Raw genomic sequence first — 21,840 nt, 5'->3', positions numbered from 1 at the left:
AGCGCGGGCGGATCCTGGCCTGCCTAGCCCCGCCCCTTCCGCAGCGAATACCAGGAACCACCGGCCACCAGCGCGAGGCCCGCGGCGGTGACCCCGAAGACGCCCGCCACCCCGGCCCCCGCCGCGACGAGGCCGACACCGGCCGGAATCGCCGATTGGCCCAGCCGGTTCGCGCTCAGGCGCAGGGCCAGCCACGTACCCTGCGTGCCGGGAGGCGCCTCGAGGGAAATCACGGTCATGGTCAGCGGCTGCCCGATGCCAAGCGCCACTCCCGCCACCACCAGGACGGCAGCCAGCACCACCAGGTTCAGCGGCGCGGCGAGTGCGCCCACGGCAAGCGCTGACACAGCAGTGGAGAGGGCGATCAGTTCGGCCCGGCCGAACCGGGCGACAAGCGGCCCGAGGTAGAGCCGAGAGGCCATCGTCGCCCCGGCCCGCACGCTGAGCAGGATCCCGACGACGGCGGCCGGGATCCCGCGCTCCACCCCCAGCGCCGGAAGGTACACCGCAATCAGGTCGATGGCGCCCAGGACCATGGCACTGACCACCATCGCCCCGAAAAGCCTCCCGCGGGACTGGCGGGTGGTCCGGGTGAACGCGCTGGCCAGGCTGCCCCGGGGTACCTCCGGCCGTACCGGTGCCCTGCCCGTCCGCCGGGGGCGGCGTACCAGGGGGAAGGTGAGCGCCAGCAGGACGACGGCGGAGGCGGTGTAGGCCAGGAACAGCGCCCGGGTGTCGGGCAGCACCCGGCCGCCGCCGAACACCGTGATCAACAGCGGGCCCACGGCCTGCCCGGCCGATCCGGCGAAGGTGTAGAGGCCGAAGGCCGCATCGAGCCGGCCGGACTCTCCCTCGGCGATCCGGCTTTGCTGGCCCACCACGCTCATGAGGTGCCCAAGCCCGAGCACAACGTTCCACACCAGCAGCAGTTCAAGGGACGACGACGCGAACACCAGCCCCGCCCCGGCCCCGGCCATGAGCACGGCGCCGCCGAGCAGCACCGCGCGCTGGTGCCCGGCGTCGGTGGCCCGGCCCACCAGGACGGCGATGAACAGCGGCAGGAGCGCGAAGCTCGCCGCGATCAGTCCGAGCAGCGCCGGCTCGACGCCGAGCTCAAGGGCGCGGTAGGCAGCGGCAGGACGCACGATATAGGCGGCTAGCTGCAGGAACAGGGCATGGAGGAGCAGCACCCACGGCCACTGTCGCACTACCGGCCCCGCGCCGGTGGCAGGGGAGACCGGGCCTTCACCGCCCGGTCCACAGGTAGAACTTCTCCGGCCGCCCGGCGGTGCCGTAGCGCGGAACGATGCGCACCTGGCCCTTCGTCACAAGGAATTCGAGGTAGCGGCGGGCGCTCACCCGGGCCATCCCGAGGCGCTCGGCGACCTCCGAGGCCGAGGCCCCATCCGGCCGGGTCCGCAGGTCGGTGACGACGGCGTCGAGGGTGGGCGCCGACAGCCCCTTGGGCGTCGGGCCCTGCGCCGCGCGGACCGCCCCGGCCGGGGCACCGGGGCCCGTGGGCCGCAGGAGCTGGTCGATGCGGTGCTGATCCAGCGCCGCCGCCCCAACCGAGGCGTGGGTGGCCACGGCCCGGTGGTAATCCACGTAGGCGTCGAGCCGCTGGTTGAGGACCTGGGAGTTGAACGGCTTCACGAGATAGTGGAGCACTCCGCCGGCCACCGCGGCCCGCACCGTCTCCAGTTCGCGGGCAGCGGTAATGGCGATGATGTCGACGGGATCCCCCGGCAGGTTCCGGGCGGCGCGCAGCACTTCGATCCCGGACATGTCCGGCAGGTGGATATCGAGCAGGACGAGCTGGGGTTTCAACAGGTCCACGAGCTCGAGCGCGCGGGCGCCGGTGTGCGCCACGCCGACGACGTCGAAACCGCCGTGGGCGAGCAGGAACCCGGTGTGGACCCCGGCGACCTCATGGTCGTCGTCGACCACCACGGTGCGGATCGGGCTCATGACGCCTGCAGGGGTCGGCCGGCGGGCTGGCGGGCGAGGAAGACGGTGAACTCGGCGCCGCCCAGCAGTGACTCCTCAACGATGACCTGCCCGTGCCGGCGTTCGGCGATACGCGTCACCAGCGCGAGGCCGAAACCGCGGGTGCCTGCGCTCCCGCCGTCCTTCGTCGAGAAGCCGGAGGAAAAGATCCGGCCAAGCACCTCGTCGGGAACGCCGGGGCCGTCGTCGGCCACGGTGATGCGGATGATCTCCGGCCCGGACTCAAGGTCGACGCTGATCGTGCCGTCGGCGCCGACGGCCTCCATCGCATTGTCGATGAGGTTCCCGAGGAGAGTGACGGCGTCGGTGGTGCCGTCGGGCTCGAGGGTCGAGGTCTCCGTCACTGTGAGGGCGATGTCCTTCTCGGCACAGATGGTGCTCTTGGCCATCAGCAGGCTCGCCGCGTCGGGATCGGTGATGCCCGGGGCAATGCTGCCCGAGATCAGGGCCCCGCCATGGCCGGAGCGGGAGATGAAGTCGACCGCCTGCTCCGTGCGGCCCAGTTCGAGCAGCCCGGACACCGTATGCATGCGGTTGGCGAACTCGTGGGCCTGCGCGCGCAGCGCGGCGGTGACGTCCCGGGCGCCGTCGAGGTCCGTCAGGAGCTGGTGGAGCTCGGTGCGGTCGCGCAGGATCATCACGTTGCCCACCCGCTTGGAGTCGACGACGGCGTCGGTAGTCCGAGCCAGCAGGACCCGCTCGCCCACGAGGACTGTCTCGTCGGCGTCGCCGGGGGAGGTGAGAAGCCGGGCCAGGGCGGGGTCGAGCACCGCGGAGGCGGGTTGGCCGGTGGCGGCGTCGTCGAGCTCGAGCAGCCGCTTGGCCTCGTCGTTCATCAGGGCGATCCGGCCGGTTTCGTCAACGGCGACCATTCCCTCGCTGATGCCGTGAAGCATGGCGTCGCGGGTCTCGAGCAGGGAGGCGATTTCCTCGGGTTCGAGCTTGTAGATCCGGCGCCAGACCAGCCGGGAAATGTAGATCGATCCGGCCGACCCGACCAGCGCCGCGGCGACCAGCCAGATCAGCAGGCGGGGGAGGTCCTCGAAGAGGTCCTCCCGGAGCTCGGACTCAAGGGTGCCCACCGACGCCGTGCCGATAATGGCGCCCTCCTCGGAGTGGATCGGGACCTTCACCCGCCAGGACTCGCCGAGGGTGCCGGTCTGCGTGCCGACGTAGATCTCGCCGGAGAGCGGGATCGAAGGGTCGGTGGAGACGACCTTGCCGATCAGCTCCGGGTTGGGGTGGGAATACCGGACCCCGCGCTCGTCGGTCACCACCACGTAGGTCACCCCGGTGGACTGGGCGATCAGGTCGGCGATCGGCTGGATCGTGGCGCTCGGGTCCGGGTCGTCGAAGGCCTCGATGATCGAGGGCAGCTGCGCCACCGACTGCGCCACCCCCACCATGCGGTCCTCATACTGGTCGCGGATCTGCTGCATCTGGCTCGCGACGGCGGTGGATCCGGCCACCAGGACGACGGCCAGCACGATGAACAACTGCAGCAGGAACAGCTGGAATCGCAGCGACATCGTCCGGACCATGCGCCCATTGTGGCACGGAAGGCACGCGGCAGCGGCGCGGAATTCCGCGATATCACCGGGACCACAAAGACCAATACGAGCGTTACGACCATATTCTTCCGCCGCCCCCGACGCGTTCCTACGCTGAAACAAGCGTGGTGACCCACATCACATCTCAAGGAAGAGACACCCCCATGAAAATCAACCCCTCCGGCTCGCGCCGCACCACCCTGACAGCTCTCGCCCTGGCCTCCGCGCTTGCCCTTTCCGCCTGCGGTTCGATGACCGAGAGCACCACCGGCGGTGGCGGCGACGATGCCATCGAAAAGCTCAACATCGTGGTCCCGGCCGACCCGGGCGGCGGCTGGGACCAGACCGGCCGCGCCATGCAGAAGGACCTGCAGGACAACGACCTCGTCGAGACCGCCTCCGTGGTCAACGTCGGGGGCGCCGGTGGAACCAACGGGCTGGCCCAGCTCGCCACCGAGACCGACCCGAACACCCTGATGGTCATGGGCTACGTGATGGTCGGGGCAGTGGAGACGAACAACGCGGCGAACCGGATCGAGGACACGACGCCGATCGCCCGCATGACGGACGAGCCGCTGGTCATTGTCGTCCCGGCCGACTCGCCGTACCAGAACATGCAGGACCTCCTCGATGACATCGAGGCCAAGGGCCAGGGCGTCTCCATCACCGGCGGCTCCGCCGGCGGCGCCGACCACATCCTGGCCGGCATGGTCCTCAAGGAGGCCGGTATCGCCCCCGACAAGCTGAACTACATCCCGTACTCCGGGGGCGGGGAATCCCTCGCGGCGCTGCTGGGCAACAAGGTCAACGCCGGCATCTCCGGCGTCGGCGAATACGCCGAGCAGGTCGAGGCCGGCAAGCTGCGCGCCCTCGCCGTCTCCGGCGATGAGGCCGCCCCCCAGCTTCCCGAGGTCCAGACCCTCACCGACCAGGGCATCGACGTGGTGCTCACCAACTGGCGCGGAGTCGTCGCTCCGGGGTCAATCGACGAGGCGCAGGCCGACAAGCTCACCGAGCTCGTCACCGACCTCCACGAGACCGAGGCCTGGAAGACGACCCTCAAGGAGAACAACTGGTCCGACGCGTTCCTGACGGGCGAGGAGTTCGACACCTTCCTCACCGAGGACATCGCCACGGTGAAGACCACCCTGACCGAGATCGGCCTGCTGTAGCCATGAGCACCTCGACCTCCAGCCCCGCCGGGAGCGGCACCGCAGCCGCTTCCGGCCGGCCGATCGGAGAGCTCGTCTTTGCGCTCATCGTGATCAGCGTTGGCGTGGTGGGATTCGTTGCCGGGGCGGGCATTCAGACCCCGCCCTCCGCCAGCGACATCGGCCCCAAGGCCTTCCCCTACCTGGTCTCGGGCATGCTCGTGCTCGTCGGGACAGGCCTTGTCATCCAGCTGCTGCGCGGCGGAACCGGCGTTCCAGAGGAGGGGGAGGACGTCGACCCGAACATCGCCACCGACTGGGCTACCGTCGGGAAGCTCGCCGGCTTCGTCCTGCTCCACTCCTTCCTGATCGTGCCCCTGGGCTGGCCCATTGCGGCCGCGGTGCTGTTCTTCGGTGCCGCGTGGTCCCTCGGCGCCCGGCCCTGGTTCCGCAACCTGATCACCGCCATCATCCTGGCGCTCGTCCTGCAGTTCGTCTTCGCCGGGCTGCTCGGTGTCTCCCTGCCCGCGGGCTTCCTCGAAGGGTTCGGTGTCTTCAGTGGATAACTTCATGAGCCTGCTCGAAGGCTTCTCCGTGGCAGCGCAGCCGATGTATCTGCTGTTCGCACTGGGCGGGGTGCTCGTCGGCACGGCCGTCGGGGTGCTCCCCGGCATCGGGCCCGCCATGACCGTGGCGCTGCTGATGCCGCTGACCTACAGCCTCGAGCCGACGGCGGCCATCATCGTCTTCGCCGGCATCTACTACGGCGGAATGTACGGCGGCTCGACCACCTCCATCCTGCTCAACACCCCCGGTGAGTCGTCCTCGATCGTCACGGCCCTCGAGGGCAACCGGATGGCCAAGGCCGGCCGCGGCGCCGCGGCACTCGCCACCGCGGCGGTCGGTTCGTTCATCGCCGGCACCATCGCCACCGTCCTGCTGAGCTTCGTCGCCCCCTACGTGGCGGCGTTCGCCGTGCAGATCGGCCCGGTCGAGTACGTCGCCCTCATGGTCGTCGCCTTCCTGACCGTCGGGGCCCTGCTGGGGTCCTCCGTGCTGCGAGGCCTCGCCTCCCTGGCCCTTGGCCTGTTCATCGCCACCATGGGCTTCGATTCGCTGACAGCCCAGCAGCGGTACACCTTCGGCAGCCCGTTCCTTGCGGACGGGATCGACGTCGTCCTCGTCGCCGTCGCGCTGTTCGCGGTCGGCGAGGCGCTCTACGTCGCCTCCCGGCTGCGCCACGGGCCCATCAAGGTGATTCCGGTGACCGGCGGCTGGACCAAGTGGATGCGTAAGGAGGACTGGAGGCGCTCCTGGCGGCCCTGGCTCCGCGGCACCGCCATCGGCTTCCCCGTCGGCACCATCCCGGCCGGCGGCGCCGACGTCGCCACCTTCCTGTCCTACGCCTCCGAGCGCAAGCTCGCCAAGGGTGCGCGGAAGAAGCAGTTCGGCAAGGGCGCCATCGAGGGCGTCGCCGGACCGGAGGCCGCGAACAACGCCGCAGCCGCCGGTGTGCTGGTACCGCTGCTCACCCTCGGCATCCCCACCACCGCAACCGCCGCGATGCTCCTGGTGGCGTTCCAGCGCTACCAGATCCCGGTCGGGCCGCAGCTTTTCGAAAACGACAGCGCGCTGGTGTGGGCCCTGATTGCCAGCCTCTACGTCGGCAACCTCATGCTGCTGGTGCTGAACCTTCCCCTGGTGGGCATCTGGGTCAAGATCCTCCAGATCCCGCGGCCCTACCTCTACGCCGGCATTCTGGTATTCGCCGCCCTGGGGGCGTTCTCGGTCAACTTCACGCCGATCGACGTGATCATCCTGCTGATCCTGGGCATCCTCGGGTTCTTCATGCGGCGCTTCGGCTACCCGGTGGCACCCATGGTGGTCGGCCTGATCCTCGGCCCGATCTTCGAGAACCAGCTGCGGCGCTCCCTGGCCATCTCCCAGGGGGATCCGGTGGCGCTGATTTCCTCTCCGATCGCCGCAGTCATCTACGTGGTGCTGATCATCATCTTCGTCCTGTCCTTCTGGATGAGGAAGCGTCAGAGCGCGATGGAGGCGGAGACCACCGCCGGCCTCGAGGACGACGTCGACGACGGCGCCGGTACCGCCCGTGCGTCGGCCGCCCAGGGCGGCCCGGACTCCGGCGGGACCTCCAGCGCGGCCCCCGCAGCGTCCGGCGATCCCGTTGAACCCGCTGATCCCGATGCGGCGGCCGGCGTCCCGGGCGCCCAGAGCGTTCCCGGGCCGGACACAGTGTCCGGGGCCCACTCCGGAGGATCAAGCACCAAGAACCGAAAGGAAAGCCCATGAGCACCATCGTTGTCGGCTACGTGCCCAACGCCCTCGGAGACGCAGCGGTGGACGAGGCGATCCGCGAAGCGCGGCGGCGGGAAGCCAAGCTGGTCGTGGTGAACACCACCCGCGCCGACCGGCTCGTCGACCCCGGCTACGCCGACGACACCGAGGTGTCCCGGCTGGAGGGAAAACTGGCGGCCTCAAAGGTGGATTACGAGATCCGGCACGGCACCTCCGACGCCACGGCGGCCGAGGAGGTCCTCGATGCCGCCGAAAGCCTCGATGCCGACCTCCTGGTGATCGGGCTGAGGCACCGCACACCGGTCGGCAAGCTCATCATGGGCTCCACCGCGCAGACAATCCTGCTTTCGGCCCGGTGCAACGTGCTGGCGGTGAAGCTGCCCTAGCTTCACCGGCCCGACGGCCGCCGCCGGATTCCGGCGGCGGCCGACGCGTGTCCGGCGTGTGCCAGGTTCCGGGAAAGGCCTACCGGGAGTAGGCGTCGTACCCCTCGACCTCAAGCGTGCGGCGGAGCTTCGTCAAGCCGCTCTGGATGCGGGACTTCGCCGTGGGAACCTTGAGGTTGAGGGCCTCGGCGACCTCGACATAGGTCAGGCCGCCGTAGTAGGCGAGCCGGATGGCCTCGGCCTGGTGGTCGGTCAGGGAGGAGAGACACCTGCGGACCGTCTCGGCCATGAGGGAGCGGTGGACCGTTTCGTCGATCGAATCGTGCTTGAGCGCACCCATTTCCTGGGCGTGGCGCGCACCGCGTTCGGAGGAACTCTGTTCACTGCGGACCCGGTCCACCGCCCGCCGGTGGGCGAGGGTGAGGATCCAGGTCTGGGGCGAGCCCAGAGAGGGATCGTACTTGCCGGCCGACGTCCAGACGAGCAGGTAGACCTCCTGAACGATCTCGGCCGCCATCGCCGGGTTCTTGATCACATTGAGCGCCACCCGGTACACCCGGCGGACCGTCTGCTCATAGAGCGACTCAAACGCCGGCTCACTGCCGCCCGCGACTTCCTCGATGAGCTGGAGCAGGGTGGGCGTCGTTGAGCGGTTGTCGGTCATGGCTGCCGGGTCCCTGCGTCCGCGCATGCGCTGGCAAGCGGATGCGCACCCGTCGCTTGAGTGTTGCCCGGCATGGAAACCTGCTCTGTTCGTGGACCTGACCTTCACGGACTGGTGGAGGTCCCGCCTGCAGTCTGCCGCACGGGCAACCCGCTCATCCACTCCCCAGCGAAATTCGAGTATGACATTTATCTAGACAATCTAGCAATACACCGGCTTACTTTTTCCCGGGTTTGAACGCAACCGGTTCGGGGCGGCCGGACTCCGCTGGCACTGGTGGACCCGCCGGGCGGGAGATGCGCCCTGCGTGTACGCTGTGCTGATTACGACGCATCCGGGGGACTCAATGGGGGAGAACATGGGGAAAATAGGAGCGCGCGTAGGCGCTCTGCTGACTGTCGGAGTATTGCTCTCGGGCTGTGGCGTGCTCGGTCAGGGGCAGGAGGGCGCCGGTTCGCCCGCGCCGGCCGTTTCTGCGGGCACGCCCGGACCAATGGGAACGCCGTCCGCGCCGGCCTCCACCGCTCCTGCCGAGCAGGCCGCGCCCCCTGCCCCCGAGATGCTGCCGCCGGCGGAACTCGAGGCTCGCGTGGCCAGGCTCCTTGACGCACACGGTCGGCCGTTTACCGCGGTGCCGGACGATCAGCAGGCGGCAGGGATGGATCTGGTCAAGATGGGAATCGACGCGGCCGTGATCGAGCCGGCGGAATGCGCGAAGGTGGCGACCCGGAGCCTTCAGCAGATCCCCGAGGACGTTGCGGCGGCTGCGGGAATCGGCATCCCCGACCCCTCCGGTTCAATGACCGTTGTCTCCCTCGCCTCCACCGATGATCCGGACACCCTGGCGCAGGGACTGAAGGTGGACTCTTCAGGATGTACGGAGTTCACCATGGCCATCGAAGGCCAGACGGTCTCGGTCACAATCGAGGAACTCCCCATCGATCCGGTGGGTGGGGAAACCGTCTCCTTCCTGATGACCCAGGTCCTGCCCACTGGTCAGACCATGTATATCCTCGGGGTGATGGCCATGGAGGGCGCCACCGTCGCGTCGGCCCAGCAAATTGGAACCGCCGAGCCCGATCTGGTCACACAGGATGAGCTGGGGCGGCTCGCCGGAGAACTGCTCACCGGCAAACCCGTCGCCGGGTAGCTCAGCCCATCTCGGCGTACCGCTTCGCACGCCCGAGCGCCTCCCGCATCCCATCGGCATCCGCCGGGGTGACGTAGGCGGGTGTATCGCGCTGGAACCGCCAGCCCTCGGCCAGCGGTCCGGCGTCGACAACGTCGAAGCCGAATTCATCGACCATCGCCGCGACCGTGGCCTTCGCCGCCTCGTCGTCACCTGCGACCGGCAGGGCCCGCCGGTTCGGTGTCCCGGCGGGCGATCCCTCCGGAAGGTCCGCAAAGTAGATGTTGTTGAAGGCCTTCACGACGCGCGCCCCGGGCAGCTGCGCCTGAATCAGTTCGCTGGTGGTGGTGCTTTCGTCGTCGAGCTCGGGGATCCTGCCGTCCCGCCGGGGGTAGTAGTTGCAGGTGTCGATGACCACCTTCCCGGCTAGGGCCTCCGCGGGGAGATCCCGGTAGCTTCTCAGGGGCACCGTGACGACGACAACGTCACCGGCCGACGCCGCGTCCGTGCTGGTAGCCGCACGGGCGCGCGGTCCGAGTTCGGCCACGAGGTCGGCCAGAGTCTCCGGGCCGCGGGAATTGCTGAGGACGACGTGGAATCCGTGGGAGACAGCCAGACGTGCCAGCTGGGAGCCGATGAGGCCGCTGCCGATCAGTCCAAGTGTCTTCGTGTGTTTGCTCATGCCCCATCCAACCCGGTGTCCTCCCGGACCGTCCACCCTGCCGGCGTCTCAGCCCGGGGGCCGGTGCCCGGCCGCGAGCTGATCAGAGAGTTCGGCGAGCTGGGCGCGCACGGCAGCGAGTTCCTGCTGCACGGCGTCGGCGGAGTCGTCGGCGGAGTCGTTGGCTGATGCGGCCGAGACGCTCTCCACCAGCCAGGAGGCCACGGTGGCGGTGACGACGCCCAGGACCGCGATGCCGAGCACCATCAGCCCCGAGGCAACAAGCCGGCCGGGCACCGTCACGGGGTAGTAGTCGCCGTAGCCCACGGAAGTCACGGTCGTCAGGGACCACCAGAGCGCATCGCCGATGGTGAGGATGTTTCCGTCCGGGGCATCCTGCTCCACATCGAGCACGGCCAGGGCGCTGGCGTAGGAAAGGATTGCGGAGGAGGCCAGGACATAGAGTGCCAGCCGGCCGCGGAGCGCGTCCCCGCCGGCCCGGTTCAGCACCCGCAGCAGGGTCAGCAACCGCAGCAGGCGCAGCGGCCTCAGCATGGGCAGGACCAGGATGAGCAGTTCGTGGAGGTTCCGGAGCAGCCAATGCCACCGCCGCTCCGCCAGCGCGAGGTTCACCACGAAGTCCAGGAGGAAGACCGCCCAGATGGCCCAGTTCACGGCGGCCAGCGTGGAGGACTCGGCCGGACTCAGCGGAACGATCACCTGGACCGAATAAATCAGGAGGAAGAGGACCGCGGCCCCGGCCAGGGGCCACTCGGTGCGCGCCCGCCACATCTCAGAAGTCATAGCTGAATCCTAGGGTGGTACCTCCGCCACCGGCGCCTGTGGCGATCCGGGCACCGCTTTGTAGAATGCTCAGACGTCCATATCCCCGCCGCGCCACCCCGCGGTCCGACGAAGGGTCAACCGTGCCGAACCTCCAGCTTCCTCCGGTCGTCGTAATGGGGGTGCAGGGCTCCGGCAAGACCACGGTCGGGACCCTGCTGGCCGCCCGCCTCGGCGCCGACTTCGTCGACGGCGACGACCTGCATTCCGAGCACAACCGGAAACTCATGGCAGCAGGCACGCCCCTCACTGACACCGAACGACTGCCCTGGCTGCGGGCCGTGGGCGAGAGGCTCGCGCAGGGCGGGGACTCCGGAATCGTCGTGGCCTGCTCGGCGCTGAAGCGTTCCTACCGCGACCTGCTGCGCGGCCTCGCTCCCGCCGTGGTGATGGTCCACCCACACGGGCCGATGGAGGTGGTGGCCGAACGCGTGGCGAATCGCCGGCATCAGTTCATGCCGCCCTCGCTGCTGGTGTCCCAGTACGAGGTTCTGCAGACCCTCCAGGAGGACGAGCGCGGTGTCACCGTCGATCTGAGCCTGCCCCTTGAGCAGATCGTGGACCAGGCCGCGGACTATGTGAGGGGTCGAGCCGCCGAGGAGGAGATCCCCGGGCAGTGACCGGGGGAAAGTGACCGGGGGGATAGTGACAGGGGAATAAGGGGTGGGCCCGGAACGCTACCCGGGGATGAAGAAAATAGGTTTCCTGTCCTTCGGGCACTACCAGGATGTCCAAGGTTCCCTCGTGCCCACGGCGCGGGATGCCCTGCAGCAGATGGTGGAGCTCGCGGTCGCCGCCGAGGAGGTCGGCGTCGACGGCGCGTTCCTGCGGGTCCACCACTTCGCCCCCCAGTTCGCCTCGCCCTTCCCGCTGCTGGCGGCGATGGCGGCCCGCACGAGCCGCATCGAGCTGGGAACGGGCATCATCGACATGCGTTACGAGAACCCCCTGTACATGGCGGAGGAAGCGGCGGTCACCGACCTGATCAGCAACGGCCGGCTGCAACTCGGGGTCAGCCGGGGATCACCCGAACCGGCCCTGCGCGGCTATGAGAAGTTCGGCTACGTGCCGGCCGAGGGGCTCTCCGACGCCGACGACGCGCGCCGGAAGACGGCCATCTTCCGCGCCGCCATCGCCGGGGCGGGAATCGCCGACGCCGACCCCCGGATGACCGGGTCGGCCGGACAGCTGGCCATCGACCCCCAGGCCCCGGGGCTCAGCGGGCGGATCTGGTGGGGATCGGGCACCCGCGCCACCGCACGATGGGCGGGGGAGCAGGGCATGAACCTCATGAGCTCCACCCTGCTGACCGAGGACACCGGGGTTCCCTTCGACCAGCTCCAGGCCGAACAGATCGAGGTCTTCCGCACAGCGTGGGCCTCGGCCGGCCACGCCGGAAGCCCGCGCGTATCGGTGAGCCGCAGCGTGTTCCCCCTGGTCACTGACGAGGACCGCTACTACTTCGGGGTCAGGGCGCAGCTCGAGGCCACCGACCAGGTCGGCAACCTCGGCGACGTCCAGGCCCGCTTCGGCAAGAGCTACATCGGGGAACCGGACGCCATCGCGGCGCAGCTCGCCGCCGATGCGGCGGTGCAGGCAGCGGACACCGTCCTGCTGACCATCCCGAACCAGCTCGGCGTCGAGTACAACGCGACGCTTCTCGAGAGCATCGTTCAGCACGTCGCGCCCGCAGCAGGCTGGCGCTGAGCCGGCGGCTGGGCCGCGATTGAGGACAGCAAGCGGCGGGCGGCCAGTAGGGGGCCGCCCGCCGCTGATCCGGTCAGGGCACTAGCGCAGGGTGCCGAGGATTGAACGCTGGATGACGACGGCGGCGGCGCCTCGGGCCCACTCGCCGAAGTCGGTCGGCTGGCGCTTCAGCCGGATCGGCGTCGCTTCCGGGTCCCGGTGGTTCGCAATCGCCGCGTCGATCTTCTCGGGAGCAACGTCGGCGAGTTCCATCCCCTCACCGGAGAGCACGACGAGGTCAACCATCGTCAGGTTCCCGACGGCGGCGATCAGCGTTCCCAGGGCGGTGCCTGCAGAATCGGTGACGGCCCGGGCGACAGGGTGGTTCCCGCGGGCCATCTCGAGGATTTCCTCGTAGCTGCACTGCCGGCCGGTGGCGGCGGTGACTTGGGCGCAGATCCCCGGAATCGTGAGGACGGCCGAGGAGCACCCGCGGTGTCCCTCAAAGCAGAGGGGCCCCGAGGGGTCGAGCGGGTAGTGGCCGACGAGGCCGAGGCCCGCGTCCGGCGGTGCGATGACGGCGTCGTTGAGCACCAGCCCGTAGCCCACGCCGGCACCGACGGTGAGGACGGCGAAGTCGGTCTCCCCGCGCCCGCCGCCGAACCAGTGTTCGGCCATGGTGAGGGCGACGACGTCGTTCTCAACCGCGACCGGAACCGCGACCTCGGCCTCGATCAGCTGCGCCAGGGGCACATCGCGCCAGCCGAGGAAGGGTGCGCGGACCACGACGCCGTCGGTGCTGAGCTTTCCGCCGATGCTGATGCCGACGCCGCTGAACTGCGAGGCGCCGCCAAGGTCCTCGATGACCGCCAGGATCGTCGAGACCACGTCACGGACCTCGTGGCTGGGCAGGGGCCGCTCAGCGGTGGCCAGCGCATCCGAACGCAGGTTCGTCGCAACGCCCGCCGCGCTCGTGCCGCTGAGCTTGATGCCGACGAACCGGTGCGCCTCCGGAACGATCTCCAACGGGCGGGTCGGGCGGCCGACTCCGCCGGAGACCAATTCGTTCCTCTCGCGCACCACTCCGGCGTCGAGCAGCGGTTTGCTGAGCCGGGTGAGGCTCGCGCCCGAGAGGCCGAGGCGGGAGGCCAGGTTGGACCTCGAAATCGGGCCGTGGATCAGCACCTCGCGCGCGATGCTGCGGACGGGACTGTCCGGGGAGACAGCGAGGACTGATTCCATGGCCGCCTCAGGAGATTCTGTGGTTATTTTCACCGTAACTGTAACACCGCCCTAGAACTGCGTAGGAAGGCCCCGGATGGGTGTCCTGGGGCCTTTTGACACCCTACTTTATTTCAAGGTAAAAATAACCACATGTTTATAAAGCGCCGGGTTTTTCGAGCGAAGCTTTTCGCCACCGCGGCCGCGACAGCGCTGATGCTGTCCGCCTGCGCGCCCACCGACACCGACGTCGTGACCCTCGATTTCTTCCAGTTCAAACCGGAAGCCGTCGGCAGTTTCGACAAGATCATCAGCGAGTTCGAAGCCCAGAATCCAGGCATCAACGTGGTGCAGAACCACGTGCCCAATGCCGACACCGCCATCCGCACGCTCCTGGTGAAGAACAAGACCCCGGACGTCCTGACCCTCAACACCAACGGCAACTACGGCAAGCTCGCCAAGGCGGGCGTCTTCGCCGACCTCAGCGACCATCCCGCCGCCGACACCGTGCTTCCGGCGGTCAAGGACATCGTCAAGGAACTCGGCTCCCGCACCCCTTCGGAGGTCAACGCGCTGCCGTTCTCCAGCAACGCCAGCGGCATTCTCTACAACAAGGACCTCTTCGCCAAGTACGACGTGGACCCTCCCCGGACCTGGGATGAGCTGATCGAAGCGGCCGAGACCTTCAAGGCCCATGGGGTCACGCCCTTCTACACCACGCTCAAGGACGCCTGGACCGTTGGGCCGGCCTTCGTGAACCTCGGCGGCGCCCTCCAGCCCGAGGGCTTCTTCGAGGACCTGTTGTCCGAGGAAGGCAATGTGTCCTTCTCCAAGGACTACCCGGAAGCGGCGGAGAAACTGAAGACGCTGTTCTCCTACGGCCAGCCCGACGCGCCGAGCAGGGACTACAACGCGGGCAACGCGGCCTTCGGCGCCGGCGAGGCAGCGATGTACCTCCAGGGCAGCTACGCGATCCCGGCCATCCGGGCCGCCAATCCCGAGGCGAATATCGGCTCGTTCCCCTATCCCGCCAGCAACGACCCCGCCGAGACCGTCGTCGTCTCCGGCGTCGACGTCGGGATCTCCATCGGACGCGACACCGAGCACCCCGAGGAGGCACGCAAGTTCACCGAGTTCCTCCTCTCCCAGGAGGTCGTCGAGGCGTATGCGAAGGAGCAGAGCGCCTTCTCACCACTGAAGGCGAGCCCGCCCAACGAGGATCCAGCGCTCGAGGGGCTCGCCCCCTACTTCACCGAAGGACGCCTGATCGGCTTCATCGACCACCAGATCCCCTCGAGCCTGCCGCTGGCGCCGCTGCTCCAGGAGTTCGCCCTCGGAGGAAGCACCGACAACCTCCTAGCATCACTGGACAACGAGTGGAACAAGATCGCCGCCCGCACCATCAGCAATGAGAAGGACAAGCCATGAGCGCGCTGACCAGGCCGAACGTCGGCCGCAAGACCCCCCGGGTCTTCTACTTCATGGTCCTCCCGGCGCTGGTGATTTTCGCGGTGTTCCACACGGTGCCGCTGCTGAGCGGAATCTATTTCAGCTTCACCAACTACGCCGGCTACGGTGAGTGGTCCTTCGTCGGGCTGAGCAACTACATGAACCTGTTCCGAGACGACCGCATCCTCAACGCCTACGGGTTCACCTTCCTGTTCGCGATCGTCTCGACTGTGGCGGTCAACGTCATCTTTCTGGCCGTGGCCATCGCCCTCAACGGGCGGATCAAGTTCAAGACAGGCTTCCGCGGGATCTTCTTCATCCCGAACATCCTGTCGATCCTCATCGTCGGGTACGTCTTCAACTACCTGTTCTCCAACTCCGTTCCGGCGATCGCCGAGGCGCTGGGCATCAACGCCCTGACTACGAGCATCCTGGCCGACGCCGATACGGCCTGGGTCGGCGTGGTGATCCTCTCCGTCTGGCAGGCGGCCGCCTTCAACATCATCATCTACCTGGCCGGCCTGCAGACCATCGGCGGTGAGCTGTATGAGGCGGCCTCGCTCGACGGCGCCTCCTCATGGCGGCAGTTCAGGTCCATCACCTTCCCCCTCATCGGGGCGTTCTTCACCATCAACATGGTCCTGTCCCTGAAGAACTTCCTGCAGGTGTTCGACCAGATCGTCTCCCTGACCGCCGGCGGACCGGGCACGTCGACGGAATCGATCTCCCTGCTCATCTACCGTGGCGGATTCGAGGGCGGCGAATACGGCTACCAGACCGCCAACGCCGTGATCTACCTCATCGTCATCATCGCCATCTCATTCGTCCAGCTGCGCATCCTGCAGCGCAGGGAGGCTTCCTTCTCATGACAGCTACAGCCGAATCGGCAGCGCCACGCACCTCTGCCCCGTCCGGGCCCGCCCCCAAAGCCATGCGGCGCGACCGCGCGAAAATCAACTGGTGGCTCACCGCGCTCGTCGCGGTCTGTTCCCTGACGGTGCTCATCCCGCTGTACCTCGCCGTCGTCACGGCGCTGAAGACCCCCGACCAGCTCGGCGGCACCGGATTCGAACTGCCCGTCGGCGCCCGGTGGGAGAACTTCGCCGAGGCGTGGACGACGGTCAAGTTCCCGCGGGCCCTGCTGAACACCGCGCTGGTGACGGTCGGGGCGGTCCTGCTGACGCTCCTGACGAACTCGATGGTCGCCTACGCCATCGCCCGGAACCTTCACCGGAAGTTCTTCAAGGGCCTCTACCTCTACTTCATCGCCGCCCTCTTCGTACCGTTCCCGATCATCCTGCTCTCGGTGGTCAAGGAAACCGCGATCCTCGGCCTCGACAACCAGCTCGGCCTGATCCTGCTCTACACGGTGTACGGACTCTCGTTCAACATCTTCGTCTACGTGGCGTACATCCGCTCGATCCCGCTCGAGCTCGAGGAGGCCGCCCTGACCGACGGCGCCAGCACCTGGACCATCTTCTGGCGCATCATCTTCCCGCTGCTCGGGCCGATGAACGCCACCGTGGGCATCCTCACCTGCCTGTGGGCGTGGAACGACTTCCTGCTCCCGCTGGTGATCCTCTCGGACCCGGCCGCCCAGACCCTCCCGCTGGCCCAGTTCATCTTCCAGGGCCAGTTCAACACCAACTACCCGGTGGCCTTCGCCTCCTACCTGCTGGCCCTGGCCCCCCTGCTGCTCGTCTACCTGTTCGCCCAGCGCTGGGTTGTCTCCGGCGTCATGCGCGGCTCGACCAAATAAACTCTCACCAGACACCGAAGGGAAACCCCGCCGTGGCTACAAGCACCGCCGAAATTTCCGCACAGACCGGCACCATGTCGGACCCCAACTGGTGGCGCCAGGCCGCCGTCTACCAGATCTACCCCCGCAGCTTCGCCGACTCCAACGGCGACGGTCTGGGCGACCTGAGGGGCATCACCTCGCGGGTTCCTTACCTGTTGTCTTTGGGCGTGGACGCCGTCTGGCTCAGCCCGTTCTACCCCTCGGCCCTGGCCGACGGCGGCTACGACGTCGATGACTACCGCAACGTCGACCCCAAGCTCGGAACGCTCGAGGACTTCGATGAACTGGTCGCCGCCCTGCACGGTGCCGGGATTAAGCTCATCGCCGACATCGTGCCCAACCACACCTCCAACCGGCATGAGTGGTTCCGCGAGGCCCTCGCCTCGCCGAAGGGATCACCGGCCCGGGGGCGCTACATCTTCCGCGACGGCAAGGGCCCCGACGGCTCGGAGCCGCCCTCGGACTGGGAGTCAGTCTTCGGCGGGCCCGCCTGGGACCGTACAGAGGACGGCCAGTGGTACCTGCACCTCTTCGCCCCGGAGCAGCCGGACCTCAACTGGGACAACCGGGAGGTGCGCGATGACTTCCTGAAGACGCTGCGCTTCTGGTCCGACCGCGGTGTCGACGGCTTCCGGGTGGACGTGGCGCACGCCCTGACCAAGAACCTCACCGACCCGCTTCCCGCCAAGGCCGAGCTGGGCGCCGAGGACGAGAACCTCAACGGCGAGCACCCCTTCTGGGACCGGGATGAGGTCCACGAGATCTACACCGAATGGCGCCGCGTGTTCAACGAGTACGACCCGCCGCGCACCGCCGTCGCCGAGGCCTGGGTCCACGCGACCCGGCGGGCCCGCTACGCCAGCCCCGACGGGCTCGGCCAGGCGTTTAACTTCGACCTGCTGCGCGCCGACTGGAACCCCGGGCAGTTCCGCAGCATCATCACCACCAACCTCACCGAGGCCGAGAACTCCGGCGCCTCCTCGACGTGGGTCTTCTCCAACCACGACGTGGTCCGCCACGCCACGCGCTACGGCCTGCCCCCGGCCGGCGACGGCAAGCCCACCGGCATCGATTGGCTCCTCAGCGGCGGAACCACTCCGGAGCTGGACGCCGAACGCGGCCTCCGGCGTGCCCGCGCCGCCTCCCTGCTGATGTTCGCCCTGCCGGGCTCGGCCTACCTGTACCAGGGGGAGGAGCTGGGCCTGCACGAGGTGGCCGACATCGCCGACGAGGCACGTCAGGACCCGACGTTCTTCCGAAACCCAGGCGTCGAGGTCGGCCGCGACGGGTGCCGGGTGCCGCTTCCGTGGACGGCGGAAGGACCCTCCTTCGGCTTCGGGGGACAAACGGCCCACCTGCCCCAGCCGGCCTGGTTCTCCGACTCCGCCGTCGAGGTGCAGGAGGAGGGCGGGGACTCCACCCTGAACCTCTACCGCAGTGCCCTGGCGCTGCGCCGGGAACTCCAGACCTCCGAGCAGCTCGACTGGGTCCCCTCGGCACCGGAGGTCCTTCACTTTACCCGCTCCGGCGGCTGGCACTCGGTGACCAACTTCGGCACCGACCCGGTGGACCTGCCGGCGGGCCGGGTCGTCGTGAGCAGCGCACCCCTGGTTGACGGGAAGCTTCCTGCCGACACCACGGCGTGGGTCGTCGCGGGGGCTTAATTCCTCCACGGCGTGAACACCGCGCGATGGCGTCACACGCTGCACCATTCAACGACGGCGGGCGGTCACCTATTGGTGGCCGCCCGCTGGCGTCCGGGCAGGAGCGTCTCCAGATGGGCGATGATTGCCCTCACCCCCGCCTCGAATCCGAGGTCGGAGCGCTGTCCGTTCAGGGAAGCCTGTGCGAAGGCCTCGTGCAGGGCCGGCTGTGAGGCGGGATCAGCCACCCAGGCCGCCTCCGGGGACGCCCAGTCGAGGGCGGAGCCCAGCATGAAGCTGTCGAGCACCGTGACGGCAACGACCACGTCGTTGGGCGGGAAGCCGGCCCCGGCGAACAGGGCGGCGAGGTGCTCGTAGATGTCGAGGGTCGCCTTGTCAGTCACTGCCTCACCGACCAGCAGCGGGATGGCCTTGGCGTGCTGGCCCAGCGCCCTGCGGTAACTGCGCGCCCACGCCGCCGCCCGGTCCTGCCAGTCCGGTCCGGCGGTGAAGAAATCACCCGACGCCAGCGCATCCGATCCAATGACTGAGCGGATCCCGTTGATGATCTCAGGACGTCCCTGGACGTGGTGGTAGATGGAGGATGGGCTGACATTGAGCCGCTGTGCCAGGCCGGGCAGGGTGAAGTCCCCAAACTCGTCAACCAGCTCGAGGGCTGCCCGGTAGATCTTCTCCGGCGACAGGATCGCCTGGCGTGGACGCCCCATGGTCCCTCCCGTCCTGGGGTGCGCTGCCGCACCTCCGCCGTCGTCCGTGCCGGCGGAAGGCCCGCCGGCAGTCCTAGAACACGATCACGCTCCGCGCCCGCTCGCCCCGGCGCATCGCCTCGAAGGCCTCATTGACCTCGTCAAGCGTAATCCGATGCGAGATGAGCCGGTCAACCGGCAGGCGCCCCGCGAGGAACAGCTGCGCGAGGCGGGGGAAATCCCGGCCAGGCACCGTGGAGCCATAGTTGGATCCGATCAGGGACTTTCCGCCCTCGGCAAGCGCCAGCGCGTCGATGGAGATGGGGGAGTCCTCGGGAGGAAGGCCAACGATCACGGCCTTGCCCCCGGCCGCGATCAGCGACGGAAGCGACTCAATGGTCTGGACCCGTCCGATGGCCTCGAAGGCGTACGCGGCCCCGCCGCCCGTCAGCCGGCGGATCTCCTCAGCGAGCCCGTCCGAGGGCGTAAGGGTATGGGTGGCGCCGAAGGCCTTCGCCGCCACGAGCTTTTCCTCGCTCAGGTCCACGGCGATGATCGGATTCGCGCCGACAAGGTGCAGCGCCATGATGATCGAGAGGCCAACCCCTCCGGTCCCCACCACGACGGCCGAGGTTCCGGCCTCGACTCCGGCGTCGTTCACAACAGTACCGAAACCGGTGGCGACGGAGCAGCCGATGAGGCTCGCGACGTCGAAGGGCACCTCGCGCGGGATGCGGATGGCGCCTGCCTCGGGGACCACTGCGTACTCGCTCATCGAACCGACGCTCAGGTACGGGAACGCTCTACCGCCCTCGAGTGAGAGCGGGGTGCTGCCGTCGGGCAGCAGGCATTCCTCCGACCGGCTGCCCGTGCACACGTAGGACCTGCCCGAGACGCAGGCCGTGCAGCGCCGGCAGGGGTAGAACCAGGAGAGGATGACGGAGTCGCCGACGGCGACGTCGGTGACGCCCTCGCCCACCGCCTCGACGGTGCCGGCCCCTTCGTGTCCCATCACGGTGGGGGAGGGCAGGGTCCAGTCGCCGTCGAGCACATGGCGGTCCGACCCGCAGACCCCCGAGGCTCCCATGCGGACCAGGACGGTCCCCGGGGCGGGGTCGGCCACCTCGACACTTGTCAGTTCGAGGTCCCGCGCACCGGCCCGGTGCACGGCGGCGCGTGAGAGGCGGCTCATGCGCTTTCCTCAACCTTCGCCGCGGCGGGCGCGTAGCCGCCGATGCCCCGGCGGACATAAAGGATCCGCGCCAGCACATAGTAGGCAACCGCCCCCACGATGGCCGACGGCAGGGACGCCGTGATGTAGGTGAACACCGGCAGGGTGGTGAGCGTGACCGGGTTGTAGATCACCAGGTAGAAGACGGCCCCGGCGGCGACGGCACCGAGCCCGGCCCAGTTGATTCCGCCGGAGAAGTGGTAGGCGCTGTCGCTGCGGTGCCGGTAGAGCTCCTCGAGTTTGACCCGCTGGCGGCGCAGCACGAAATAGTCGGCGATGATCGCCCCGCACATCGGTGCAAGGAAGGCGCCGCTGAGGGTCACGAAGACCATGAACCGCTCGTACATGAAACCCGGGAAGAAGGCGAGGATGGCCGGCAGGATGAAGAATGCGGCGCACAGCCACGCCCACCGCACCCGCGAGAGCAGGTTGCCGCTGGCCTGCCGGATGGCGAGCACCGTCGAGTAGACGATGGAGGAGGTGCTGGTGATGTTGGCGAAGGCGATGAACAGCAGGATGAAGGCGCCCAGCAGGGGTCCGCCGAAGGGAAGCATCCAGACGGTCGGGTCGGAGTCGCCGAGGGTCAGGGCCGCAGCCATGCCGACGATCTGCGCAATCAGGGTGGCGCCGAGGAGTCCGCCGTAGGAGGGCCACAGGGCCGCCCGCGGCGTCTTGGTCAGGCGGGCGAGGGAGCCCATGACGGGGTACCAGGACACCCCGACACCGGCGTTGAACTCCACGGCCAGGGCGAAGTTGAGCCGGTCATCCTCGAATGGGGCCAGCGGTGCCGCCGTGAGGAGCGCGTCCCACGAGGTGTTGAGAACGAGGAAGATCATCAGGAACACCGTGACGACGATCAGGCCCGGTGCGATGAACTTGTTGAACCGGCCGATGGTCACCGGCCCGCGGGAGAGGATCCACCAGGAGATGGCGATGGCGACAAGCGCGAAGAACGTGACCATGAGGCTCTCCGGGCCGAAGTCGGTGCCGAAGGTCGAATTCGACACCTGGGTGACGGCCCGGCCCACCATGATCGCGAGCAGCGAGGACCAGCCCATCTCGGTGATCAGGATAACGGTGAAGACGAGGATGCCCACTCCGACCAGCCCGAACACCGGCCTGAGGATGGTGTACTGCTCAACGCCGTAGCGCTGGCTGGCCACGACGCTCGCGAGGATCATGAAGCCGAGGCCGATCGCATTGCCGATGACCATGGCGGCGATGCCCTGCTGGAAGCCAACCAGGAGGGCCGTTGAGCCGCCGACGAGGAACGCCCAGGTCGCGATGGCAAGGCTGATGTTGACGCCGGTGAAGTCGGATCCGTTCCAGATCCGCTCCCGAAGGAGCAGGGGGAGCGACCCAAGAGATCCGCCGTCCACGCCTTCAGCAGCA

Annotated in this window: 21 protein-coding genes; 11 read left to right on the top strand and 10 right to left on the bottom strand. The window is 68.3% G+C overall.

Annotated elements, in window-relative coordinates:
- Positions 1-23: 23 nt before the first annotated feature.
- The 3 genes from GVV86_RS10120 to GVV86_RS10110 are packed head-to-tail and all read right to left on the bottom strand — an operon-like array spanning position 24 to position 3,548.
- Entirely contained in the window at positions 24-1,190 is a 1,167-nt protein-coding gene (locus GVV86_RS10120; protein ID WP_159802706.1) for an MFS transporter, read from the bottom strand.
- A gap of 55 nt (positions 1,191-1,245) precedes the next feature.
- Entirely contained in the window at positions 1,246-1,968 is a 723-nt protein-coding gene (locus GVV86_RS10115; protein WP_159615445.1) for a response regulator, read from the bottom strand.
- A complete protein-coding gene (locus GVV86_RS10110; RefSeq protein WP_159802705.1) occupies positions 1,965-3,548 on the bottom strand; it encodes an ATP-binding protein in 1,584 nt (527 codons plus the stop codon). The genes GVV86_RS10115 and GVV86_RS10110 overlap by 4 nt, the downstream gene beginning before the upstream one ends.
- Before the next feature lie 173 nt (positions 3,549-3,721).
- On the opposite strand from GVV86_RS10110, the gene GVV86_RS10105 reads away from it, so the two are divergent.
- Genes GVV86_RS10105 through GVV86_RS10090 form a run of 4 tightly spaced genes read left to right on the top strand, consistent with a single transcriptional unit; the run spans position 3,722 to position 7,413 of the window.
- Entirely contained in the window at positions 3,722-4,729 is a 1,008-nt protein-coding gene (locus GVV86_RS10105; RefSeq protein ID WP_159615449.1) for a Bug family tripartite tricarboxylate transporter substrate binding protein, read from the top strand.
- A gap of 2 nt (positions 4,730-4,731) precedes the next feature.
- On the top strand, positions 4,732-5,274 hold the full coding sequence (locus GVV86_RS10100) for a tripartite tricarboxylate transporter TctB family protein (RefSeq protein WP_159615451.1): 543 nt from the start codon (positions 4,732-4,734) through the stop codon (positions 5,272-5,274).
- Complete coding sequence (locus GVV86_RS10095; protein WP_159802757.1) at positions 5,267-7,021, top strand: tripartite tricarboxylate transporter permease; 1,755 nt, start codon at positions 5,267-5,269, stop codon at positions 7,019-7,021. The genes GVV86_RS10100 and GVV86_RS10095 overlap by 8 nt, the downstream gene beginning before the upstream one ends.
- On the top strand, positions 7,018-7,413 hold the full coding sequence (locus GVV86_RS10090; RefSeq protein ID WP_159615453.1) for a universal stress protein: 396 nt from the start codon (positions 7,018-7,020) through the stop codon (positions 7,411-7,413). The genes GVV86_RS10095 and GVV86_RS10090 overlap by 4 nt, the downstream gene beginning before the upstream one ends.
- Positions 7,414-7,492: 79 nt before the next feature.
- Here GVV86_RS10090 and GVV86_RS10085 read toward each other — a convergent pair whose 3' ends face one another.
- Positions 7,493-8,077, bottom strand: coding sequence for a sigma-70 family RNA polymerase sigma factor (locus GVV86_RS10085; RefSeq protein WP_246199550.1), 585 nt, complete (start codon positions 8,075-8,077; stop codon positions 7,493-7,495).
- Positions 8,078-8,570: 493 nt separating this feature from the next.
- On the opposite strand from GVV86_RS10085, the gene GVV86_RS10080 reads away from it, so the two are divergent.
- Positions 8,571-9,227 carry a hypothetical protein gene (locus tag GVV86_RS10080; protein WP_159802703.1) on the top strand — a complete coding sequence of 219 codons (657 nt, stop codon included), beginning with the start codon at positions 8,571-8,573 and terminating at the stop codon, positions 9,225-9,227.
- A gap of 1 nt (position 9,228) precedes the next feature.
- Here the strand turns inward: GVV86_RS10080 and GVV86_RS10075 are convergent, their stop codons facing one another.
- On the bottom strand, positions 9,229-9,888 hold the full coding sequence (locus tag GVV86_RS10075; protein ID WP_159615459.1) for an NADPH-dependent F420 reductase: 660 nt from the start codon (positions 9,886-9,888) through the stop codon (positions 9,229-9,231).
- 48 nt (positions 9,889-9,936) lie between these two features.
- Positions 9,937-10,671, bottom strand: a complete 735-nt coding sequence (locus GVV86_RS10070; RefSeq protein ID WP_159802702.1) for a potassium channel family protein — start codon at positions 10,669-10,671, stop codon at positions 9,937-9,939.
- Between the two features lie 122 nt (positions 10,672-10,793).
- On the opposite strand from GVV86_RS10070, the gene GVV86_RS10065 reads away from it, so the two are divergent.
- Entirely contained in the window at positions 10,794-11,330 is a 537-nt protein-coding gene (locus GVV86_RS10065) for a gluconokinase (RefSeq protein WP_246669945.1), read from the top strand.
- A 67-nt stretch (positions 11,331-11,397) separates the two neighbouring features.
- Positions 11,398-12,417 carry an LLM class flavin-dependent oxidoreductase gene (locus GVV86_RS10060; protein WP_159802701.1) on the top strand — a complete coding sequence of 340 codons (1,020 nt, stop codon included), beginning with the start codon at positions 11,398-11,400 and terminating at the stop codon, positions 12,415-12,417.
- Positions 12,418-12,498: 81 nt separating this feature from the next.
- Here the strand turns inward: GVV86_RS10060 and GVV86_RS10055 are convergent, their stop codons facing one another.
- Positions 12,499-13,638, bottom strand: coding sequence for an ROK family transcriptional regulator (locus tag GVV86_RS10055; RefSeq protein WP_159802700.1), 1,140 nt, complete (start codon positions 13,636-13,638; stop codon positions 12,499-12,501).
- 132 nt (positions 13,639-13,770) lie between these two features.
- Between GVV86_RS10055 and GVV86_RS10050 the strand changes: the two genes are divergently transcribed.
- The 4 genes from GVV86_RS10050 (at position 13,771) to GVV86_RS10035 (ending at position 18,531) form a co-directional block, all read left to right on the top strand.
- Positions 13,771-15,045 carry an ABC transporter substrate-binding protein gene (locus GVV86_RS10050; protein ID WP_159615467.1) on the top strand — a complete coding sequence of 425 codons (1,275 nt, stop codon included), beginning with the start codon at positions 13,771-13,773 and terminating at the stop codon, positions 15,043-15,045.
- Entirely contained in the window at positions 15,042-15,935 is an 894-nt protein-coding gene (locus GVV86_RS10045; RefSeq protein ID WP_159802699.1) for a carbohydrate ABC transporter permease, read from the top strand. Before GVV86_RS10050 ends, GVV86_RS10045 begins: the two co-directional genes overlap by 4 nt.
- A complete protein-coding gene (locus GVV86_RS10040; RefSeq protein WP_159615471.1) occupies positions 15,932-16,825 on the top strand; it encodes a carbohydrate ABC transporter permease in 894 nt (297 codons plus the stop codon). The genes GVV86_RS10045 and GVV86_RS10040 overlap by 4 nt, the downstream gene beginning before the upstream one ends.
- Before the next feature lie 74 nt (positions 16,826-16,899).
- The gene (locus tag GVV86_RS10035) at positions 16,900-18,531 is read left to right on the top strand and encodes a glycoside hydrolase family 13 protein (RefSeq protein ID WP_159802755.1); all 1,632 of its coding nucleotides are present in this window, start codon (positions 16,900-16,902) and stop codon (positions 18,529-18,531) included.
- A 65-nt stretch (positions 18,532-18,596) separates the two neighbouring features.
- Here the strand turns inward: GVV86_RS10035 and GVV86_RS10030 are convergent, their stop codons facing one another.
- The 3 genes from GVV86_RS10030 to GVV86_RS10020 form a co-directional block, all read right to left on the bottom strand.
- Complete coding sequence (locus GVV86_RS10030) at positions 18,597-19,238, bottom strand: TetR/AcrR family transcriptional regulator C-terminal domain-containing protein (RefSeq protein WP_159802698.1); 642 nt, start codon at positions 19,236-19,238, stop codon at positions 18,597-18,599.
- Between the two features lie 73 nt (positions 19,239-19,311).
- Positions 19,312-20,409: an alcohol dehydrogenase catalytic domain-containing protein gene (locus GVV86_RS10025; RefSeq protein WP_159802697.1), complete on the bottom strand. Its 1,098-nt coding sequence runs from the start codon at positions 20,407-20,409 to the stop codon at positions 19,312-19,314.
- The gene (locus GVV86_RS10020) at positions 20,406-21,827 is read right to left on the bottom strand and encodes a purine-cytosine permease family protein (protein WP_246669944.1); all 1,422 of its coding nucleotides are present in this window, start codon (positions 21,825-21,827) and stop codon (positions 20,406-20,408) included. The genes GVV86_RS10025 and GVV86_RS10020 overlap by 4 nt, the downstream gene beginning before the upstream one ends.
- Positions 21,828-21,840 lie beyond the last annotated feature (13 nt).

The sequence above is a fragment of the Arthrobacter zhaoguopingii genome, from assembly GCF_009828595.1.
Classification (GTDB): Bacteria; Actinomycetota; Actinomycetes; order Actinomycetales; family Micrococcaceae; genus Arthrobacter_D; species Arthrobacter_D zhaoguopingii.
Note: the sequence above shows the minus strand (reverse complement) of the source record. Positions and strands in the feature narration are given on the sequence as shown.

Excerpts from the sequence above, each read along its gene's own strand:
- GVV86_RS10115 (WP_159615445.1), bottom strand. The coding sequence starts at position 1,968 with ATGAGCCCGATCCGCACCGTGGTGGTCGACGACGACCATGAGGTCGCC.
- GVV86_RS10110 (WP_159802705.1), bottom strand. The coding sequence starts at position 3,548 with ATGGTCCGGACGATGTCGCTGCGATTCCAGCTGTTCCTGCTGCAGTTG.
- GVV86_RS10105 (WP_159615449.1), top strand. The coding sequence starts at position 3,722 with ATGAAAATCAACCCCTCCGGCTCGCGCCGCACCACCCTGACAGCTCTC.
- GVV86_RS10100 (WP_159615451.1), top strand. The coding sequence starts at position 4,732 with ATGAGCACCTCGACCTCCAGCCCCGCCGGGAGCGGCACCGCAGCCGCT.
- GVV86_RS10090 (WP_159615453.1), top strand. The coding sequence starts at position 7,018 with ATGAGCACCATCGTTGTCGGCTACGTGCCCAACGCCCTCGGAGACGCA.
- GVV86_RS10085 (WP_246199550.1), bottom strand. The coding sequence starts at position 8,077 with ATGACCGACAACCGCTCAACGACGCCCACCCTGCTCCAGCTCATCGAG.
- GVV86_RS10080 (WP_159802703.1), top strand. The coding sequence starts at position 8,571 with ATGGGAACGCCGTCCGCGCCGGCCTCCACCGCTCCTGCCGAGCAGGCC.
- GVV86_RS10075 (WP_159615459.1), bottom strand. The coding sequence starts at position 9,888 with ATGAGCAAACACACGAAGACACTTGGACTGATCGGCAGCGGCCTCATC.
- GVV86_RS10070 (WP_159802702.1), bottom strand. The coding sequence starts at position 10,671 with ATGACTTCTGAGATGTGGCGGGCGCGCACCGAGTGGCCCCTGGCCGGG.
- GVV86_RS10060 (WP_159802701.1), top strand. The coding sequence starts at position 11,398 with ATGAAGAAAATAGGTTTCCTGTCCTTCGGGCACTACCAGGATGTCCAA.
- GVV86_RS10055 (WP_159802700.1), bottom strand. The coding sequence starts at position 13,638 with ATGGAATCAGTCCTCGCTGTCTCCCCGGACAGTCCCGTCCGCAGCATC.
- GVV86_RS10050 (WP_159615467.1), top strand. The coding sequence starts at position 13,771 with ATGTTTATAAAGCGCCGGGTTTTTCGAGCGAAGCTTTTCGCCACCGCG.
- GVV86_RS10045 (WP_159802699.1), top strand. The coding sequence starts at position 15,042 with ATGAGCGCGCTGACCAGGCCGAACGTCGGCCGCAAGACCCCCCGGGTC.
- GVV86_RS10040 (WP_159615471.1), top strand. The coding sequence starts at position 15,932 with ATGACAGCTACAGCCGAATCGGCAGCGCCACGCACCTCTGCCCCGTCC.
- GVV86_RS10035 (WP_159802755.1), top strand. The coding sequence starts at position 16,900 with ATGTCGGACCCCAACTGGTGGCGCCAGGCCGCCGTCTACCAGATCTAC.
- GVV86_RS10030 (WP_159802698.1), bottom strand. The coding sequence starts at position 19,238 with ATGGGGCGTCCACGCCAGGCGATCCTGTCGCCGGAGAAGATCTACCGG.
- GVV86_RS10025 (WP_159802697.1), bottom strand. The coding sequence starts at position 20,409 with ATGAGCCGCCTCTCACGCGCCGCCGTGCACCGGGCCGGTGCGCGGGAC.